This is a genomic window from Carboxylicivirga caseinilyticus (genome assembly GCF_050589785.1).
GTDB classification, from domain to species: Bacteria; Bacteroidota; Bacteroidia; order Bacteroidales; family Marinilabiliaceae; genus Carboxylicivirga; species Carboxylicivirga caseinilyticus.
On record NZ_JBNGOX010000004.1, the window covers coordinates 1 to 21135 of the forward strand.

Annotated in this window: 12 protein-coding genes; 1 reads left to right on the forward strand and 11 read right to left on the reverse strand. The window is 37.2% G+C overall.

Annotated features, from left to right (window positions below):
* Positions 1 to 148: 148 nt before the first annotated feature.
* The 7 genes from ACRD62_RS02800 to ACRD62_RS02830 form a co-directional block, all read right to left on the reverse strand.
* A complete protein-coding gene (locus ACRD62_RS02800) occupies positions 149 to 1387 on the reverse strand; it encodes an isoprenoid biosynthesis enzyme family protein (RefSeq protein ID WP_430818597.1) in 1239 nt (412 codons plus the stop codon).
* A gap of 81 nt (positions 1388 to 1468) precedes the next feature.
* Complete coding sequence (locus ACRD62_RS02805) at positions 1469 to 4450, reverse strand: glycoside hydrolase family 2 protein (RefSeq protein WP_430818598.1); 2982 nt, start codon at positions 4448 to 4450, stop codon at positions 1469 to 1471.
* 251 nt (positions 4451 to 4701) lie between these two features.
* Entirely contained in the window at positions 4702 to 6984 is a 2283-nt protein-coding gene (locus ACRD62_RS02810; protein WP_430818599.1) for a GH92 family glycosyl hydrolase, read from the reverse strand.
* A gap of 317 nt (positions 6985 to 7301) precedes the next feature.
* The gene (locus tag ACRD62_RS02815) at positions 7302 to 8915 is read right to left on the reverse strand and encodes a RagB/SusD family nutrient uptake outer membrane protein (RefSeq protein WP_430818600.1); all 1614 of its coding nucleotides are present in this window, start codon (positions 8913 to 8915) and stop codon (positions 7302 to 7304) included.
* A 13-nt stretch (positions 8916 to 8928) separates the two neighbouring features.
* On the reverse strand, positions 8929 to 11994 hold the full coding sequence (locus ACRD62_RS02820; RefSeq protein ID WP_430818601.1) for a SusC/RagA family TonB-linked outer membrane protein: 3066 nt from the start codon (positions 11992 to 11994) through the stop codon (positions 8929 to 8931).
* Positions 11995 to 12246: 252 nt separating this feature from the next.
* A complete protein-coding gene (locus ACRD62_RS02825; protein WP_430818602.1) occupies positions 12247 to 13386 on the reverse strand; it encodes a dipeptide epimerase in 1140 nt (379 codons plus the stop codon).
* 9 nt (positions 13387 to 13395) lie between these two features.
* Complete coding sequence (locus ACRD62_RS02830; protein WP_430818603.1) at positions 13396 to 14553, reverse strand: C40 family peptidase; 1158 nt, start codon at positions 14551 to 14553, stop codon at positions 13396 to 13398.
* A 234-nt stretch (positions 14554 to 14787) separates the two neighbouring features.
* On the opposite strand from ACRD62_RS02830, the gene ACRD62_RS02835 reads away from it, so the two are divergent.
* Entirely contained in the window at positions 14788 to 16032 is a 1245-nt protein-coding gene (locus ACRD62_RS02835) for an exo-beta-N-acetylmuramidase NamZ family protein (RefSeq protein WP_430818604.1), read from the forward strand.
* 87 nt (positions 16033 to 16119) lie between these two features.
* Here the strand turns inward: ACRD62_RS02835 and ACRD62_RS02840 are convergent, their stop codons facing one another.
* From ACRD62_RS02840 to ACRD62_RS02855, 4 genes are all read right to left on the reverse strand, one after another.
* The gene (locus ACRD62_RS02840; protein WP_430818605.1) at positions 16120 to 17226 is read right to left on the reverse strand and encodes an acyltransferase family protein; all 1107 of its coding nucleotides are present in this window, start codon (positions 17224 to 17226) and stop codon (positions 16120 to 16122) included.
* A gap of 123 nt (positions 17227 to 17349) precedes the next feature.
* The gene (locus tag ACRD62_RS02845; protein ID WP_430818606.1) at positions 17350 to 18654 is read right to left on the reverse strand and encodes an MFS transporter; all 1305 of its coding nucleotides are present in this window, start codon (positions 18652 to 18654) and stop codon (positions 17350 to 17352) included.
* A gap of 150 nt (positions 18655 to 18804) precedes the next feature.
* The gene (locus ACRD62_RS02850; RefSeq protein ID WP_430818607.1) at positions 18805 to 20136 is read right to left on the reverse strand and encodes a SpoIID/LytB domain-containing protein; all 1332 of its coding nucleotides are present in this window, start codon (positions 20134 to 20136) and stop codon (positions 18805 to 18807) included.
* Positions 20133 to 21086 (reverse strand): DUF4922 domain-containing protein, encoded by a 954-nt coding sequence (locus tag ACRD62_RS02855; protein WP_430818608.1) that lies wholly within the window; start codon positions 21084 to 21086, stop codon positions 20133 to 20135. Before ACRD62_RS02855 ends, ACRD62_RS02850 begins: the two co-directional genes overlap by 4 nt.
* Positions 21087 to 21135: the final 49 nt, after the last annotated feature.

Here is a 21135-nt window from a genome sequence, read left to right on the forward strand (position 1 = left end):
ATGGCAAAAGTGCCTGTTTTCGGGGTTTTGTTACACTTTTAAGATAGTGATAATTACTTAATTATCAAAGAAATAAATCAACTTCTGAATATCCCAGACTAAAATGAGGGTGTCCAAAATTGAGGCACCCTCTTTTTATTGTATTGCCTTAATCGACCAATTCATTTACTATTGGATCAAACTGATGAATTGCTATTTCAGCAATTTTTTCAATAATATTTTTGGGATATGAGCCTAATAAGTCTCTACGTTTAGTTAGGTATGATATGCGAACCGGTGAGAACCTCTTAAATGCTTTTACATACTTATTACTGAATAATGAACCTGCTGATATAACAGATTCGAGAATAAACAACTCAATGCTTTTTTCCATCAATGAAAAGAAGACAGATTTGTTAGCATAACTGAGCTGTTCAACACTCTTTAATATCATTTCTCCCAGCCAGAAAGTTCTGCTGGCATATTCATCAATTACATCTCTTCTTGCAGCCTCCGAAAAACAGGTCATTAAACCCTGTCTGCTATCGGTATAAACATCCTGAAGATCATCCAGAATCTGAAGGTAGGCACCATAACCATATAAGAACTTTTCCTGTTCTTCATTAAGGTTACCCAAAATAAGATAACCATCGGCCATTACCGAACAACCACCCTTATTCACACAAATATCAAATACCTCTTCTTTAGGTAATGAATGGCTTTCGGTTAACAATGCGGAACTCTTGGTCTGAGCTTCATGAATAGCTAATAAACTTGTATAAACATCCGGATATAAATCCCGTGGCCATTCCTCTTCTATCTTAGCTACCAGTTGAAATATTTTAGTTTCTGTAGCGTTCGCTGCTTCTACAACCTGATTATCCAACCTTTTATAGAATCGTTCTGCAAAAGCCTGTTTTTCTTCGGCCGAAACACTCACATCATCAATAAAATTATCGGTATACGGATATAACATGCTATATGCAAAAATGGATGGAGTAAGTCTTATTTGCTGACCAAAGAGATACTGAAGTCCATTCATAATCCATACATTCCGACATGCCTGAAAAATTTCTTCCAAACCCAATTCTTTATCAAAACTGCGTGCTTCGTTAATAAAATGTAAGGTGTTAGCAATCATATCATTCGATAAGATAATGTCGAGCTGATCATCGGAATAATCCAGTCCTTCTTTTAAAAAGTTTCTTATTTGAGAAAATACAGGGTTCTCAGACGATTGATTATTATCTGTTTTACTTTCATTTAAACTCTCGCGAAGGGAATGAAAGAAAGAATCAAACTTCTTTTCGTGCAAGATCTTTTGATGAAAGGAATATTCTTTGTTTAATCTGGGAAAATCTGTAGAACTGGTTTCCCAAAGTTCTCTGAAGTAGGTAAGGTGGTGCATCAATTGTTTTATATTAAATCACTAAGATAGAATTTTATATAAACTGTTGAAATAGTATGTCTCAATCAACCTGCATTACAATTAATTATTTACATACCTCAGAAATTCTACTTCCACAATACGAAGCTGACCATTAGCTTTTGCCCCATTCGGATCACGATAGAGGTCCAATTCAACATTGGCAGCATCCAGTTCAGTTATCTGCCCATAAGCATCCTGCTCGGTATTGGCACCAATAAGCTTTATGGTTACCTCAGCCCCTTTCAAACCTTTAAGAGGCAAAATAACGTAACCAAGACTCCTGGATGTCTTTCCTGAAAAAGCCAACTGACCATCAACCAATATTTCAATGGGATACTCTCTCATGCGCCAACCCGACAATTTGATGATACACTCATCCAAAACAGATTCTTCTTCCAACTTATATTTTATCCAACCGGTTTCGATAGTTCCATCGTTTTTCCACTCTGTCAGTTCATTATCATCGAAACTATTGGTGACATTTTCAATATTATGTCCGGCTACCGCACTCTTGATGGGAATATCCACTTTACTTACAAGATATGATGGTCCTTTGGGAGTCGGTCCTCTGTCCAAATAAACATCCAATCCGTCAGATGGCAGTTGTAACGACAATCCATCATTAACCTGAAATGGATGAGTAGAAAAAGTAATTTCATCTGACTCCAATCCATTGGCTGAAGCTTTTACATAAATCTTTCCGTCTTTTGTTGTTGATCTGATTAAAGCCCTATTTACTCCGCATTCCACAGGTAATTCTTTTGATAAAATATAATTGTCCTTTCCCTGTGCAATACCTCCCAGCCATTGACCTTCGCCTGTTAATTGAAATTGTATTAAATCATTTGCCAACGGACACCTTCGACCTTTTGAATCAGTTACTTCAACCTGAAGGATTGCGATATCAGCACCATCGGCTTTTGTACCTGAAGGATTCTCAATCAAACTCAGTTTAATATTCGAAGGTTTACCAATGGTCTCAATGGAATCCTCACTTAATATATTACCATTTTTATCATACGAAACAGCCTTAATCACACCTTCTTCCCAATGAATATCTTTAAAGGTATTCAGGAATCGATACTCGTTAAGACCTTTCCCTTTTGATTTTCCGTTAATAAAAAGCTCTACCTCATCACCTGTTGATACCACATAAATATCTTTTTGGATGGTATCGTTATAATTCCAGTGTCCAATAATATGAGTATGATGCTTCTCAGTATCTACCCAGCCATCCCACATAACCTGATGAGCGTAAAAATTATCTTTGGGTATACGCATTGCATCAACCTCTCCACTTCTGCGGTAGTTCTCAGCACCTCTGTAATGCGTATTTGTATCTGAAAAAATGATATTTGCACCTCCAGAACTAACCCTCTTACCTGTTCCGGGACGCATCTCCCAATAATCGAACCAACGAATAATATTTTCAATGGCATGAGAATCCTGGTTGCGATTGTAATCACTTGCATCTTTATCGCGGTATAAAGGCCCATCGCCGTTTTTATGATACGGATAGGAAAACTCATCCCAATATTTCCTAAGGCCTTCATCACGCGAATATTCCATTGCCCACATTGGGATATCAGCACTTTTATTAATATACAACATCTCGCCTCCGTATTCAGCTACTTTGCTATCCAGCATCTCACGCGACCCAACGGCTCTTCCTCCATAAGGATCATATAAATCTCTTATCTGTTTGAGCTCAGCCATATGTTCTTCACTAATAGACTCGTTCCCTCCTTCATAAAAGATTATACTCGGATTATTTCGATTATAGATAATTGCATCTCTCATTAGCTCAACCCTTTGCTCCCATCTACGATCATTTACATCTCTTTCAGCATCACCGGCCGGCATAGCCTGAATCAATCCCACGCGATCGCAACTTTCAACATCCTGCTTCCATGGAGTTACATGCATCCATCTTACCAGATTTCCATTGCTTTGAACCATCAGATTGTTGGTATAATCACTCATCCAGGGAGGACACGACATTCCAATAGCCGGCCATTCGTTACTGGTGCGTTGAGCATATCCTTTAAGTTGCAACACACGGTCATTCAGATAAAACATTCCATCTTTAAAGGCCGTCTTACGAAAACCAGTGCACGTAATTACCTCATCAAGACTTTTACCATCAATCAAAACTGATGTTTTAACATTGTACAGATAACCATAGCCCCAGCTCCAGAATTCGATATTATTAACCTTACCTGAAGCTTTAAGAATGGCCTTTTCTCCTTTCGCCAGATAGCTTGTTTCACCTAAAAAAGAACTCAATAATTTTCCATCAAGTTCATACAGATCAACCTTTAGCAGCACAGATTGGTCATCATCAGACTCATTTTTAATTTCAGCTTCGGCGTTCAGATTTATTGATTGAGTATCGATATTAATATCTGTGGCATAAATATATGTTCCAATTGTTTCAAGGTTTGAATACAAAGGCAATGTTTGATAAACATCAGACATTACATGTAAAAACACATTTTTAGGAATTCCACCATAATTAGCATTGAAGTTATCGTTGTTCCACTGAAATCCACTTCCTGTATCTCTTTCTTTATATTTCCAGTCGTTATCAGTTTTAACTGCAATTACATTTTCATTAGTGCCATAATTCAGGTAATCGGTAATATCAAAACCAACTGCCATCACACCGTTCTCATGATAACCCAGATAATGACCGTTGATATAAAAATCAGCACCCTGTCGCACTCCCTCGAACTCAACAAAAACCTTTTTACCTTTGGTTGTTTTGGGTATTCGAAAGTGTTTGCGATACCAGGCAATCCCTGTTGACAGATCGTGAATGGATTTTTTAAATGCTTCTTCCTGATTCCAGGCATAAGGCAAAGTCACTTCTTTCCAGGTTTTATCTAAAAGACTGGTTGACTCTCCATTATCAAGATCACCAACATGGATGAGCCATTGAGAATTGAAATTATACTTAACCCGATTGGCTTTAGTATGATTGAGCGAAAAGATATTGGATAAACAGAAAAACAATATGAAAGGTAATGCGATGTATTTCATTTGACAGATTTGATCAGATTAAAGGGATAAGGGATAGTATTGCGGTAAAACACTCCCTGCACAATCAAAAATAAAATTAAAATATTTATCTCACCTCCTAATTCTTATAGAAATTAAGAATTTAGCCTAACAAGCCTATCTCTTTCAAGTTAATATATAGCTACAAAAAAAAGGAGGCAAACGCCTCCTCAACTATTCTCCAATAAACTAATCCAGTGCGAAACGGTATTAATTTATTTTATTTATTCAACCTACTCTAACGTTTTTGCCGATGGATGGGCATCTTCAAGCTCGGTACCCCACTCTTTATTTGCTTTTGGCCCCATCACAAACTCCAATACTCCACCATTATGAATTTCTTCGTGTGAGAACCATGGTTTATTTAAAGGTTTACCATTCAACATAGCTGATTGCACATATTTATTTTCGTCTGATGCATTATGCGCAACTATCTCCAACACTTTATTATCACCTAACTGTATTTCAGCTTTTTCAAAAACAGGACTGCCGACATTATAAGCTCCTGAACCCGGTGTTACCGGATAGAATCCTAACTGACTAAAGGCCACAAAGGCTGACATGCCTCCTCCATCTTCATCTCCGGGAACTCCCATTAAATCGTTTCGAAACCACTCTTTTAGAAGTTTTCTGATACGTTTTTGTGTTTTCCATGGTTGTCCGGCATAATTATACAGATATGGAATGTGTAGAGAGGGTTCGTTAGCCATTGAGAATTGTCCCACATTACCCGTATGGTCAGGTAGTTGAGCATAGAAGGAATACTTACTCCTCCCAAGAGGTTCATTAAAAGTTGCATCCAGATTAGATATAAATTGCTCACGACCTCCCATCAATGCAATCAGATCTGCAACACTATGGGGCACATCCCAACGATAAACCCAGGCATTGTTTTCTCCGTAATATTTTCTGGCTCCCATGCCTCCTGAAAACTTATAATCAAAAGGTTCGATAAAATCGCCTTTATCATTTTTAGGATGAAAGAAATGTGTATCAGAATTGAAGATTGTTCTGTAATTAAATGAACGATTCAGAAAATACTCGTACTCATCCTGTTTATTTAACAACATAGCCAACTGCGACAAACACCACTCATCATAAACCGTTCCCAGTGTAACAGCAACTGGTTGCCTACTTTCAAAACCATGAACTTCAGGTACCGTTTCCTGCTCTCCTTCATTCAATGCCGGGAAATACCCATTTTGTTTGTAAAAAAGATCCAGTTCACCTGCAGGCATGCCTGACCAAGGCGCTAACGTTTTTTCCGTGATGGCACTTTTACAAGCCAGATAAGCCTTCTCCAAATCAAAATCAGTCAACCCTTTAGTATAGGCATCCAAAACGGTTGCAACCCCATGGTTAGAATTCATCCGACGACTATCACCCGTAATCTCAGGAAATGTTGGCATCCAGAAATGATCCATTTGCTCTGCCATCCTCAGGAAAGACTTAATGATATCTGTTTCCAGCTTTTTTTCAGTCAAGCAGCGTAATGGATGAGTAGCCCGATAGGTATCCCAAATCCAGTCATCTGTATAAAACGGGGTTCCTTCATCATCATGTATCTTACCATCGAAGGCACTGTAATATCTTCCATCTTCTGAAATACAGACAGGACGTTCGTAGGTACGATAAACTGAAGTATAAAACACAACCTTGTCATCTTCAGTTCCACCTGCAACTTTGGTTTTCGATAAAGCATTATTCCATTCATATCGTCCCTCTTCTTTGATTCTATCCAAATCAAAATCCTTTATCTCTCTGTACAAATTAGCCTTTGCCTGTTCAACACTTATGAAAGATATTCCATATTTCGCACAAACCTTATTGACACCTTTATCAAATGCAAGTGCAATACTTACATTTCTTCCATTACCGCTTTTCTCTTCTGATATCTCACCATCTTTCAACAAACCAGCTTTTATAGAAGGTTTGTCCATCTCCATGTATAGATAAACCTTTGTAGTTTTCTCTCTAACCGCATTAGAAACAACCTGAAACCCGGTGACAGCTCCATCTGAATAAGCTATTTCTCCAGATTGATTATTAATGACAATTGAGTTATTTTGTCCGGATGCAAATTCAAATGAATAGATTCCGGCCTGATGAGAAACCGCATATTTCACCTCAATTTGCTCTTCATCAAGGTAAATATCCCAGGAATAAGGGGAGATTTTTTCCTGATCATAACTGTATTTGTAAACTGACTGCAACTTGTCATCAACTGATGAAACCGGGTTTATATTAAAAGCTGAACTACCCCTGTGGCTAGTGGTTACAACCGGTAGTCCAAATAATTTATCGGTTGTATAATCATTTCTGCTTGGAATAACCCTTAACATACTATTGGGGAGATGTATAGTAGGAAAAGTAGGTACCAATAAATGACTTATATTACCCATATAAGGATTAACAAAATCAATCGGTTGCCTTTGCTCATTGGATTTATTGCCTGAGGGGTTACAGGCATAAAATACTACAATGAGAACTGTAATAATACTGTTCTTTAATTTCATGATTAGGTTTAATTTTAATTGAATCTCAATAGAATAACAAGTATATCAACAATACAAAACACACTAGATATTTCTCTTATCTATCGTTCAAGATTCAATAGGTTATTTTTAAGTATCCAAAATTAACTTTTTTATATAAAACATAAAGTTTAATGTTAATTCTTACTCATTCTTACAAACCACAATTTTATCTTGACAATATTACCTAGTCATTATAATTAATGAATTCAAAATCCAGCATTCAAGTCAAATAGTTGCAAAAGGGCACAAAAAAAGGGGGCAACCACTCCCCCTTTTCCACGTTAACAAATATTAAACTAATAACCAGTGTTCTGAGTTATTAAACCACCAGTGTTATCGACTTCCGTTTGAGGAAGAGGGAAGAAGATATTTTTAGGCATTTGAAGGTTAGTAGCATGAAATAATGGTTCTCCTGAATCATCAACGGTAACAGATCCGTCTTCTTCCATTGTTAATGCTGCTTTAACTTTATAGCCGTCAGTTTTTACAATTTGCTCCAATCTTCCGGTACGAACCAAATCATGGAAACGATGACCTTCACCACAAAGCTCCACACGTCGTTCATGATAAATCGCATCTAATAAAGCCGCACCACTTGCTGTAATATCTGGTAATACTGTTTCATTTCCTTGGCGGGCACGTTCACGAACATAATTCAAATAGATTTTAGCTGTTGATTCATCATTAGTATGATAACATGCTTCGGCATATAGAAGGTAAATATCAGCTAAACGGATAATACGCTCGTTTACAGGTGAGTTCCGGAAGTTTCCTAAATTATAATAATCTGCACGTTCAAGAAAATGTTTATAATTACTAAAGCCAGTCAAATCTTCATTTACTGTAGGAATTGTTCCATCATCTTCTGCCCATTTTACAGCATAAGTCAAAGAGTTAATCAAAGACTGCTCGCGGCGAGGATCACCATCTTCAAAGGCTAGATATAAATCATAAGTTGCCTGATAGCGACCATATGGATCGGCAGCTCCTAACCAAGGCATATTAAGGAAAGTAGTAAAATTACCGTTGTTGGTAAAAGCACCATCATCCAAAGGAGAATCATAAAACTGAACCTCAAAAATAGAACCTATCCCATTCTCACCTGCTTCAGTAAAAATATCATGATAATTGCCCTGATACAGATCATAATTCAATTTAAATAACTCTTTTGCATAAGTCTTAGCATCTTCCCATTTTGATTCATCATAAAACGACTGTGATGAGTATCCTGCACTGGCCTGGGTTACACAAACTTTAACCAACATACCAAGAGCTGCTCCTTTTGTAGCCCTACCTAATTCACCTAAATCGGCTACCTCATCTTTTGTTGGCAGATCTTGCCAGGCTTCGTTTAAATCTTTCTCTATTTGTTCAAAAACCTTGTCAGCACTTTCACGTGTCTGATCCAGATCATCCTGTAAAAGAGGTACCGTAATCAATGGAACATCACCATACATTTTTACTAAATCGTAGTAATAATATGCGCGCATAAATTTAGCTTCAGCCACAACTCTTGCTTGCAAATCTTTGTCTTTCACTCCCGAAATATCAACTCCTTCAACATTCTGTATTAGCTTATTAGCAATTAATATTCCTCGGTAGTTATAACGATAGTTATACAAAAACAAGAAATGAGACGCATCAAACGTAAATTCTCTTAAAGGCAAATCTTCACGATCGACGGCATCGTCAGTACTAGAATTATTTATTGAGGTACGCCCCCAATTGTAATGGTATTCCCACATGGGAGCATAACAAGCATTAGCTGCTGTTATCAGCTCTGCATCATTAGAGTAAAAACTACCTTCGGTTTGCTCACCTATTTTATCTGTATCCAGGTAATCTTCGCTACAGGCCACTGCAGCAAACACCATCAATCCTGCTAAAAATATATTTTTGATCTTATTCATCTTCTTCAATAATTTAGAAAGTTACACTTGCTCCAAACGAATATGTTCTCGACTGAGGATAAGTACCATAATCGATACCTTGAGTAAGAGTTCCTCCTCCTATTTCAGGATCTAATCCTGAGTATTTGGTGAATGTTAACAGGTTCTGACCTGAGAAGTACAAACGAACATTGGATAACCATGGAGTTATGTTTCTGAATGTATAACCCAATTGGAAGTTCTTTAAACGCACATATGAACCATCCTCAATATAGAAATCAGACTGTTTAAGATTATATTCTGTTGTAGCTGCATTCAACCCAAACATAGAATTTGATCCGTTAGCTGCTGTCCAGTGGTTCTTGTAATCTTCAGTTAAAGCAAAACGCTTGTAATCAGCATAGTTATAATACTTAAATCCATTAAATATTTCATTACCGGCAACACCCTGGAAGAACAGTGTCATATCCCAGTTTTTATATTCCAAATCAATATTTAAACCATAGTACCAATCCGGGATCGGACTTCCGATCATCACACGGTCGTTGGCATCCAATACACCATCTGGCTCTTCCAATACTCCGTCGTTATCTTTATCTGTCCATTGGTCTTTAAATCTGAAGTCTCCAGCTCCAATCGGATCACCAGCTTGTGGACTTGAGGCCACTTCACCATCAGTCTGGAAAACTCCTTCGACCTCATATCCATAAAATGCTCCAATTGGTAACCCTTCAGCTGTGCGGGTAACCGAGCCAACCAAACTTACACTACCACTCACGATAGGTACTCCTCCACCTAAACTGGTAACTTCGTTCTTTATATGAGAAGCATTCAGATTCACATTAAACTTTAGATCGTTACCTATTTTTCCACGATATCCTAAATCAAATTCAATCCCCTTATTCTCAACAGTTCCTGCATTAACATAAGGACTTCCGTCGTAACCTGCGTATTCTGCAATGGGTATCTGAACCAGCATATCCTTTGTTTGCTTCACAAAATAATCAGCTGATAAAGAAATTTTATCCTGCAAAAAGGCTAAGTCAATACCAAAGTTGGTTGACTCAACTGTTTCCCATTGCACTTCTGTGTTGGCCATTTTTACAGGGGCTGCACCGGCTTGTTCCTGATCGCCAAAAACATAACTATACTCAACTCTGGCATCACTACTCTGAACTGTAGATGTAAAAGAATAAGGATCAATTTTAGCATTACCAACACGTCCCCAACCTGCTCTAAGCATGATACGATTAACAAGATCTTCAGATAACCAATCCATAAAGGCTTCATCCCTCAATCTCCAACCAAAGGACATCGATGGGAAATTACCCATTCGTTTATCAGGACCAAAAACTGAAGAACCATCACGACGGAAAGAAGCAGTTAGGAAATATTTACCAGCAAAATCATAATTTACACGAGCCAGATAAGAAAACATTCTGATATCTGTTCCCGAGTTCCATGCAGTTGTGCTCTCCAAATCAGTAGATGCCGAAATATATTGTAATTCCTCACTATCATTTGGCACATTATTACGCGCTGCACCAAGATATTCATACTTGGTTTGCTCAGCCGTAAAACCTCCCAAAACAGTAAGGTTGTGTTTTTCTTTTGAGAAAATATATCTGATCGTATTTTCACTTAATACACCATCTGTATCACTTGTTTGTTTTGAAATACTGTTTACAGTTCTTAACTCATTTCCATAATTATAAGTTGGATAATAAGTTTTGCTTTTAGTTCTTCTTAAATTCAGGCTTAAAGCACTCTTCAAAAACAGATTTTTTACCGGCTCAAATTGAACATATGAACGAGCAAGAATACTTAATACTTTAGCATTATAAACATCCCTGTTTAGTTGCGCCACGGGATTCGCCAAATCGGAATAAGGAGTAGATGCATACTCTCCACTTTCCTGATAAACCGGAGTAAGAGGATCCAAACGCTGCGCAAGCGTCAATACACCACTTATTGCATTGCTGGTAACCTGATCGCTGTTTTCATTGGCAATAGCCACATTAAATCCTGCTTCCCACTTATCTCCCATAAAGTAATTGTTGTTAATGCGGGCATTCAACCGTTCATAAGCTGAATTCAAAACAATTCCTTCATTCTTAAAATAACCAACACTAATAAGAGAATTCGATTTTTCACTACCTCTTGAGATGGTTGCATTGGCTTTGTAAATCTTACCTGTTTGGGTTACTTCATCAAACCAGTTTGTTGTATTGTTTACATTATCAGAAGGCGACAATAGATTTAGAGATGTATATGCACTTGAACCGGTAAAAGCAGCTGCATTATTTTGCGACTGATTATATATTTCCAACCAATCTGAAGAATTCATCAGATTTGGTTTTTTCCAGGCCTGTTGCACCCCACTCATTAACTCCAATTGCACCTTTACATCTTCAGATTTACCTGTTTTTGTTGTAATTAAAACAACTCCATTGGCACCTCTGGAACCATAAATAGCTGTAGCAGAAGCATCTTTTAATACTTCCATATTAGAAACATCACTCGAATTCAGGAATGATATATCATCAAGAAAAATACCATCTACAACGTATAATGGAGAAGAATTATTTACTGTTCCTGTTCCCCGCACACGAACAGATAAACCTGAACCCGGTGCACCAGATGTTTGAGTTACCATAACACCAGATGCTCTACCCTGCAATAGAGTAGCTGCACTGGCCACCGGTTGATTCTCCAAAGCCTCAGCATTTACTGATGAAACAGAACCAGTAATATCACTCTTTTTTTGCACTCCATATCCAACAGCCACCACTTCATCAAGTCCAAAATACTCAGGTTCCAACTTAACATTGATTTCAGTTTGATCTCCCACTTGCACTTCTTGTGAAACCATACCAATAAAACTAAAAACCAAAACTTCACCTGAATTTACTTCGATGGTATAGGATCCATTTACACTGGTAATGGTTCCCTCTGATGGATTACTTTTTACTGTAACATTAACCCCGGGTAAGGGAATGTTTTGATCATCTTTTACTATTCCGCTTATTGTTTTTGTTTGTGCCTGACCAAAGACTATGATCGAACACAATAAAAACAAGCTCAACAGACTTTTTTTCATAGATAAGTAATTAAAGTGTTAATACATGATTATCAATAATTATATAGTTCTTAATCAATCATTTTCATCCTTTCATACTCTTTAAAAAAGGCATGTAATATCCTATCAAGCAAAGCATCTTAGAATGCTCAGCAGGCATTTGGCTATATATTTTTTGGATTTATTTCCCCAAGCGACAGATTATTCTGTCAACACACAAAAATCCGGATCTTAACTGACTTTAATCTGTTTATCGTTTTAACTTCTCAATTTCTATAATTTCCTCACTCCTATACCTGGCAACTCACTTAAAGTAACCTTCCCATCAATCACCTTCATTCCCTCAAATACATCATTTGATATTAGCAGATTACCATCTAAATCTGCCCAATCAACCAAAGGTGAAAGTTGTGATGCAGCTGATATCGCACAGGAAGTAGCTGTCATACAACCAATCATCACTTTCATATCCAATGCTCTGGCAATGGTCATCATCTTTTTAGCTGCCAGTAAACCACCACATTTCATTAACTTCACATTGATACCTGAATAGACTCCTTTCAAAGGCATTACATCATGTATGGTCTGAAGTGCTTCATCGGCAATAATTGGCAACGGACTATTCTCCGATAACCAGGCAATCTCATCCATCTTTTCCTTTTCTTTCGACATAGGCTGCTCAACAAATACAACTCCCTGATCTTTTAGCCAATGAATCATATCCAATGCTTCCTTTTTATCTGTCCATCCCTGGTTAACATCAACGCATAAAGGTTTATCTGTAACCGAGCGGATCGTACGAATCATCTCCTTATCATTATCCTTGCCCAGCTTAACTTTTAAAATTTTATATGGGGAAGCCTCCTCCACTTTTTCCTTTACAACATCCGGCTGATCAATTCCAATAGTAAAACTTGTGTTGGGCGTTTTGGAAGCATCCAATCCCCATATTTTATGTATCGGCTGACCAACAATCTTTCCTACGAGATCATGCAACGCAATATCGATTGAAGCTTTAGCGGCATAATTACCAACATCAACTCCATCTACATATGTCAAAATTTCTTCAAGCAAAAAGGGGCTAGTGAATTGCTCCAATTTAATTTGCGACAAGAATTTTGCAGCTGTGTCGTGCGACTCACCCAGATATGGCGGCATAGCTGCTTCACCATATCCAACAAATCCATCGTATTCAATTTCAACCAACATAACAGGAGTGGTTGTACGCGAACTGGAAGCAATGGTAAAAGTATGCTTCAATTGAAGGTTATATGGCTTAAAACTTAATTTCATTTTTGATGTGGATCTAAGGTTCTTTTCTTGTTTAGCATTACACGACACAAAAGAGCTTGCTATCAGGCCAGATCCTGCCAGCACACCTGCATTTTTAATAAAATCTCTTCTATTGGTCATACTCCTCGATTACTTTAGTAAAACATACCATGGATGACTTGCTACAGAAACCATTCCTTCACTTTCTTCCTGGCCAACATATCTTTGAGCTCCCAACCATGAAAGCAATCTATCTTTACTAAAATTAACTCTGGTTGAATCCAGACTATTTATCATCACAAAACCGGAAGCATGTATAAACTCATGATTACCAATATACATTCCAACATGCGTAACCTTGTTAGCCTCTTTATTTCCAAAAAATAATAAATCGCCTTGTTTTAATTTATCCAAATCCAAGTCTATACCTTCGCCATAATGGATTTGCTGAGATGCATCTCTCATCAAAACATATCCATTCAAAAAATAAATTGTTTTAACAAAACCAGAACAGTCAAGTGCTTTAGAAGAAGTACCTCCCCATAAATATGGCAATCCAAGTAGGTTTTTAGCATCCTCAACCAATGCTTTTGGATTTAAATCAATTTTATTCAGCCAGGTTTCAAAATCCAATATAGAATCTTCCGACACTTTACCCTGCCGACCATCCGGAAGTGCCAACTTACATTCTGAGTTGTCTTTTTCAATCAATTCAACAATGCTTCCCTTCACCATATCACAAACAACCATTCCTTGTTCATCCCTTAACCATGCATCATTCAGAATAATAACTCTTTTACTTCCTTTCCAATTTTGAAATTCCTCATCACTCAAGTTAGTCAGAGATGAATTATTTGTCCAACCAATATATTTATCCGGACATTGAACTAAACTCCAGTCTCCATCCGTTTTTAATACTTTTACCGGAGTACCCAGAATTATTTGAGAAACCAACTGAGAGGAATGGCGGGGAAATTCGCGCAAATTAGCCACACTTATAGTTACCAGCGCATAACATCCAAATTCATTTGAAACCGGCAATACAACCAGACTATCAATAACTGTTTTATGTATCTTATTAAGATGATTCAATAAATCTGCCTTTGCATCATTAGAGGTTGTTTCGCCTTTTATTATTAAATCACCATTACGAAATAACACCTCCACATCAAAAACAGCTACACGTGTATCCGGAACATACTTCTGCTTAACCTGCTCTAATTCCATAGCAACTTCGTGCATCGCATTATTACAACTGCCGAACACAACAAGCAGAACCAATTGTAATATGTAGTAAAATCTTTTCATATTTCGGTATGTTGTATTACATCTTACATTTATCAAATGTATAAATAGTTTTACTAATAACAAACAATCTTTCAAATTTTTCTTCCACACCCTTATAGACTTCATTTATTTCCGAAAAATTTTGAATTAAGAACGAGCTCAACCCCTGCTCAATTAATTTTTTAGTAAATAAAAATGCTTATATATTTGTATTACATATTTCATTTACCGATTTAAAGCAAATAATCATCCATTATGAAACTTTCATTACAACAGCTATTGATTTACCTAATACTATTATTGTGCATACAATTAGTTGATGCACAAAAAACCTTTACCGGAATTGAAGTATTACAGGCAACAAACTTTAAATCACTTCAAGGTAAACGTGTAGGACTTATTACTAATCCAACGGGGGTTAACAGTCAACTTATTTCTACCATCGATATTTTACACGAGACACCTCTTGTAAATCTTGTTGCTTTATATGGTCCTGAACATGGCGTAAGAGGGGATTATTCTGCAGGCGATCATGTTGAGTCTTTTACAGACCCTAAAACTCAATTACCAGTTTACAGCCTGTACGGTAAAAACAGAAAACCAAACAGCGAGATGCTACAAAATGTAGATATTCTGGTTTATGACATACAGGATATTGGTTCACGTTCATACACTTATATAAGTACTCTCGGACTCGCCATGGAAGCTGCTGCCGAGAATAATAAAAAGCTATTAGTACTGGATCGTCCTAACCCATTGGGTGGTGAAAAAATTGAAGGATTAATTACTGAACCTGAATTTACTTCATTTGTTAGTCAGTATCCAATACCCTACCTGCATAGTATGACAGTTGGGGAACTTGCCTTATTCTTAAATGGTGAAAAACTTTTAAACAACGGTATTCAATGTGATTTAGAAGTAATTAAAATGGAAGACTGGAAAAGATCCATGACTTTCGATCAAACAGGACTACCTTGGGTGCCATCATCACCTCATATACCAAATGCTCAATCATGCTTTTACTATCCGGTTAGTGGAATTCTGGGTGAATTAATGGTATTTAATATTGGCGTTGGCTATACACTTCCCTTCCATTTATTTGCAACCGAATGGATGAATGCAGACAGCATTGCCAACAATCTGAATAATCTTCATCTCAATGGCGTCATCTTTCGCCCAATACACTTTAAACCTTATTATAGTGTTTCTAAAGGAAAGATGGTACACGGAATTCAGGTACATATCACAAATTACAAAGAAGCTAATTTATCCTTAATACAATTTTATGTACTTCAGGAGGCGCATAAACTTTGGCCGGAATACAATGTATTTGAACTATGCTCAGGCGATCGCATCACAATGTTTGATAAAGTATGTGGCAGTGATAAACTAAGAAAAGAATTCACAAAAAACTGGCTGGTAAGTGATATTATTCCCCTTTGGATGGATAGCATTGAAGAATTCAGAGCACAATCTAAAAAATACTATCTATATAACTAAACAACAACAAGTAATACTTAAATTAAAATCCGAATTGAAAAGTAAACTACCAGACAATTCGGATTAACTATATTCACTTTTATATAATTAGACCTTGATAAATATCTTTCGTTTGTAAAGAATCCAACCGATAAACCAAAAGAAAATGATATGAGCAATACCAAACAATAATGACCCATTCATATTTCCGGCCAACGGCACAAAAACCTTCTGATATAATGCCTGATAACCATTTAAAACATCTTCTCCGGAATTGATATGAATCATTTTATAAAGGATTCGAACCCAAATACCGGATAATGCATAAATAAATAAAGGATTCATTCCAAAGACCACAAAAAAAGATGTCCACTTTTTATATTCCTTGATATCAATGATCCATATCAACACAGCCAGAAACATAGTACCTAATCCCGCTGTGTAAATCACATATGAACCTGTCCAAATTGGCTTATTGATTGGCCAAACGAAATCCCACAACCAACCTGCAGCCGTTAAAATAGCACCAACAATCAGCAAATGCAATGGCAACTTAACTTTTTCTATGGTTTTTATAGAACGGCCAACCAGATAACCTATCAATGTTGTAACAACAGCAGGTAAAGTGCTTAATAAACCTTCAGGATCAAATGCAATGCCAAATCCATGATAAATATGCTGCTCTCCAAAAAGCCATTTATCAATACCAGTTACAACATTACCATCCAGACTGTATGGATCTGCCCCTCCAAAGAAATAAAGAATAGCCCAATAGGCTAACAAGATTCCACCTCCAATATATTGTATGGTACGATACTTAAAAGACAGTACTAACAATGCACTTACGCCATACACTATGGCAATACGCTGTAATACGCCCAATATTCTTAGATGAGAAAAATCCTGACTCCACTGTGGGAAAGAGTTTAAGAATAAACCAATAGCAAAAATCAGAATTGTTCGTTTTACAATTTTAAAAACCGATTGTTTATTAAGTTCGCTTCCATATTTAGTAAAAGAAAAGAACATAGATACTCCCATTACAAACAGGAAGAAAGGAAATACCAAATCAGTGGGTGTACATCCATGCCACTCTGAATGCAGTAAGGGTGGATAAACATACGACCAACTTCCGGGTGTGTTAACCAGAATCATTCCTGCAATGGTAATCCCCCGAAGAACATCGAGAGCAAGGTAACGTTGTGATTTACTCATACTTTTGGGATTAATTAATTAGCTTTTAGCTACTAGCTCATGGCATATAGCTTATTTATATTTTAATGAGAATAACTTCAAATCTAAAACTTAAAAACAAGCACAACAATAACTCAATGATTTTTAGTTATCTGTTGGTTGCTTTTTAATACCAAATAAAGGATCTATTTTCAAGAAACGAATAATCACAAATGCCGGGATCGTACAAACCATTACCCAAATAAAAAAGTACTGATAACCTATCATATCCTGTATCCATCCCGAAATCATACCCGGCAACATCATACCCAAAGCCATAAACCCAGTACAGAATGCAAAATGTGCTGTTTTATGCTCTCCTTCTGAGACATAAATCTGATATAACATAAAAGCTGTAAATCCAAATCCATACCCAAATTGCTCAATTGCTACTGCAACACTCACCATTATAATCGATTCGGGCAAAGCATAAGATAAAAACACATATACCAGATTAGGAATATTAATAGCAATAACCATTGGCAACAACCAGTATTTCAGTCCTTTTTTTGAAGCTACAAGCCCCCCTAAAATTCCTCCTATCGTTAGAAAAATAACCCCAATAGTTCCATAAACAATTCCCACATCACTGGTGCTCAAACCCAATCCTCCCACTTCCCGGGAATCCAAAAGGAAAGGTGATGCCATCTTCACAAGTTGAGATTCTCCCAGGCGATAAAAAAGCAAAACTCCTAATATGACCCAAATATCTTTTTTAGCAAAAAAAGTCTGAAATGTCTTACCGAAATCATTCATTATCTCTCCAAAGCTTTTTACTTCCTTATCCATATCATCCTGAGGATGTGGCAGTACAAACTTATGAAACAAAGCAAGCAGCAAAAACAAACCGGTAACAACATAAAAAGTTAACGACCATGCAAGGGGGATACTTGGACCCTCATTACCAAACAAAGTCATTTCTTCCAACTGACCAGCCAGAAAAACCAAAGCTCCCTGACCTGTAATCATTGCCAAACGATAAAAAGTACTACGAATACCTATAAAATATGCCTGTTGACTATCATTCAACCCAAACATATAAAAACCATCGGCAGCGATATCGTGTGTAGCCGAACTAAAGGCCAGTAACCAAAAGAATGCCAATGTTGATTGAAAGAAAAAGCCGGTTGGAATCGTAAAAGCAACTCCTGCCATTCCTGCTCCAATCAACAATTGCATAGCAATTATCCACCATCTCTTACTTTTTAGAGTATCCACTACAGGACTCCAGAAAGGCTTGATTACCCATGGTAAATATAACCAGGAAGTGTACAAAGCAATATCTGTATTAGAAATATCAAGCTTTTTATACATGATCACTGCCAGTGTCATAACTACCACATAAGGTATTCCTTCTGCAAAGTATAAGCTGGGCACCCATGCCCAGGGAGATGTAGATTTTTTGTTCATGTTTTCTAAGTCCGAAGCGTCAAGTCCAAAGTCTGTAACGCCTAATTTATATTCAAGCTATCAGCCATTAGCTATAAGCTTTTCCCTCTTCTTCCTTCTGCCTCTAAACTACTGCCTATCTACTACTGACCACTGACTACTTTCTACTGACTAATATCTCTTCTCCAATCCTGCCCCTCTGAAATAGTGCATTAAGATAGCATTATAATCGTAACCTTTGGCGCCCATTACAGCTGCTCCAATCTGACAAAGTCCAACTCCATGCCCCCATCCGGCTCCTTTAAGAGTAAATTTCATTTGCTGTTCTTTTTCTTCTTTTTCTACCACAAAAGCAGAACTATACAGATGCGATTCTGACAAAGCCTTACGAATCTCTAACTCTTTGCCAATGATCAATGTCTTTTTATCTCCTACGATTTTCAGTTTTATCAATCGCCCGGAATCACCACGTTCAACTGGAATTAAATCCAGAATCAGTCCAAAATCCATACCTGTGCGACGAGCAATCAAACTACTTAAATCCTGTTGTGAATACGTAACCTGCCAGCGATAAAAATCATTTGTTTCCTGATCATAATCATTTAACACCTGACTTAAAACCTCTTTATCATTGGTATTGCAGAAAGCATCGGGCTCTCCCAAAATCCACTTTTCGGCTGAGGGTTCATTGTCCAGATCAAGACTAAAGCCTGTTGGAATGGTATCGTTATCCACAAACTTTTGCAGGTAAGGATGATTAACCGGTTCCCAAACTTTCTCAAACACCTCAACCATACCTCCACAGCATTTTGAGAAACGCGCATCACATATAGCATTGTTATAAGTGAGTACTTCACCCCAGGTTTCTTTAACAGCCTGCACAACCATAGGTGTATTAGCCCTTGTAATCCCTTGGTAGCGCTGACAATGGTCATCGGCACAAACATCGAAATTAGCATGATCCTCACGATCGTACCATCGGATCAACTCTGTTTCTGATTGATAAACCGAACTGTATTTCTCTGTCTCCTGAGCCAACGCTTTATTTTTTTCAATCTGAGCCAACAACCAACTACGAGAAATTACTGCATGAGCTTTCAAAAGCTGAAGGGAAGAAGTGGCACTCATTTCTGAAGAGATTACACTCATCAGATAATCTTCTACTGAAAGAATATTGATAGCCGTGATCTTATCATCTTCAATCAATAGCTTCAGGCTCCCTTTAAACATTTGATCCTCGTCGCGCTCCCAATGAAAATTAATTCCTATGGTCACCTTATGAAGCGTAAAAGTTCCTTCTTCATTCTGAGGTTTAAGAGTGGCCCCATTTGTCAGCTGAAAAGTTTGACTACCGTTAGACAGAACTATTGAACCATCCTTTAGCTCAGCAACCCACTTATCAGACAGAATCTTACCCTCTTTTGTAACAAAAGGCGAATGTAAAGTAAATTCAAAGCGGGGTTTAAATAATATACCCACATTTATTACCGGTATGTGATTCATTTTTGAATTGATTTTTCGATTAAAGTTTGAATTAACTCTTCACATTTCTGAGAATCCAGGCAAACCTGATTCAGTATTTCTTCCACATCATTTGCTGTTAATTTCTCGTAATCCTCCTGTCGCGGAGTAATAAATACGCCGCCCATATCTACAGATGCAGGACTAATTAAAATTTGTTCTGTTCCTTCTTTAAAATAACTGGCAGGTCGGTGTAATATTCGAGGAAAAACATGAACCACATATTCACCTTCTTCAAAGTATGATAGAACGTTCAACATGGGTTCAACTTCATCTTTTTGACTCTGAACCAACAAGTCATATAATTCATTAAACAAAGAAACGATTGCAGCAGACTCCGAACTCATTAGTGTAATCACGCCTCTGTTATAGTTTTTCCATGTATATATAGCCACATCATTGCTTAGACCTGATAACTTTGCAAACCTGCCACTTTTAAAATCCTCTTCAATAGGCATAAAACCCTTATTACCTGCCTGAAAATGAAAATGATCAGGTGCAGATGCTCCGCATTTGGGTCCATTATAGAACAAGGTATATTCAGGAAGTTCGTAAGCCAGATCCAACATTGATTTAAAATAAGGCTGAATCAACTGAAGCGTATGTTTTTTGTGTGGAATAGTCAGGTGCTTATTGAAAATTGGAAAAGGATTAACAAGGATAGTATAGTCCTCAAAATCAACACCACGTTGCTGTTCAGGCCTGTTTTGTTCACATAAAAAACAGGGCCGTTCTTGAATCGATCGGGCATCCACCTTAGCAGCCGACGATCTGATTCGCTCAGGATTAAACTGAATTTTCACTTCACTTCCTCCTGATAAAATCAAACTCCGGGTCTTCACTAAATTCAGACCTTTAAAATTAATTGCTGCCAGATCCCAATTGGTAAGTTGAGATTCTATCAGTTCATTAACCTTATATAATATATCCATAGTAATCCTTACGATTTTAGTCAATATTTAGAAGTTTTATTCCCTGACT

Coding starts and splice junctions, on each gene's coding strand:
- ACRD62_RS02825 (WP_430818602.1), bottom strand. CDS start 13,386: ATGACCAATAGAAGAGATTTTATTAAAAATGCAGGTGTGCTGGCAGGA.
- ACRD62_RS02800 (WP_430818597.1), bottom strand. CDS start 1,387: ATGCACCACCTTACCTACTTCAGAGAACTTTGGGAAACCAGTTCTACA.
- ACRD62_RS02845 (WP_430818606.1), bottom strand. CDS start 18,654: ATGAACAAAAAATCTACATCTCCCTGGGCATGGGTGCCCAGCTTATAC.
- ACRD62_RS02830 (WP_430818603.1), bottom strand. CDS start 14,553: ATGAAAAGATTTTACTACATATTACAATTGGTTCTGCTTGTTGTGTTC.
- ACRD62_RS02850 (WP_430818607.1), bottom strand. CDS start 20,136: ATGAATCACATACCGGTAATAAATGTGGGTATATTATTTAAACCCCGC.
- ACRD62_RS02835 (WP_430818604.1), top strand. CDS start 14,788: ATGAAACTTTCATTACAACAGCTATTGATTTACCTAATACTATTATTG.
- ACRD62_RS02810 (WP_430818599.1), bottom strand. CDS start 6,984: ATGAAATTAAAGAACAGTATTATTACAGTTCTCATTGTAGTATTTTAT.
- ACRD62_RS02820 (WP_430818601.1), bottom strand. CDS start 11,994: ATGAAAAAAAGTCTGTTGAGCTTGTTTTTATTGTGTTCGATCATAGTC.
- ACRD62_RS02805 (WP_430818598.1), bottom strand. CDS start 4,450: ATGAAATACATCGCATTACCTTTCATATTGTTTTTCTGTTTATCCAAT.
- ACRD62_RS02855 (WP_430818608.1), bottom strand. CDS start 21,086: ATGGATATATTATATAAGGTTAATGAACTGATAGAATCTCAACTTACC.
- ACRD62_RS02815 (WP_430818600.1), bottom strand. CDS start 8,915: ATGAATAAGATCAAAAATATATTTTTAGCAGGATTGATGGTGTTTGCT.
- ACRD62_RS02840 (WP_430818605.1), bottom strand. CDS start 17,226: ATGAGTAAATCACAACGTTACCTTGCTCTCGATGTTCTTCGGGGGATT.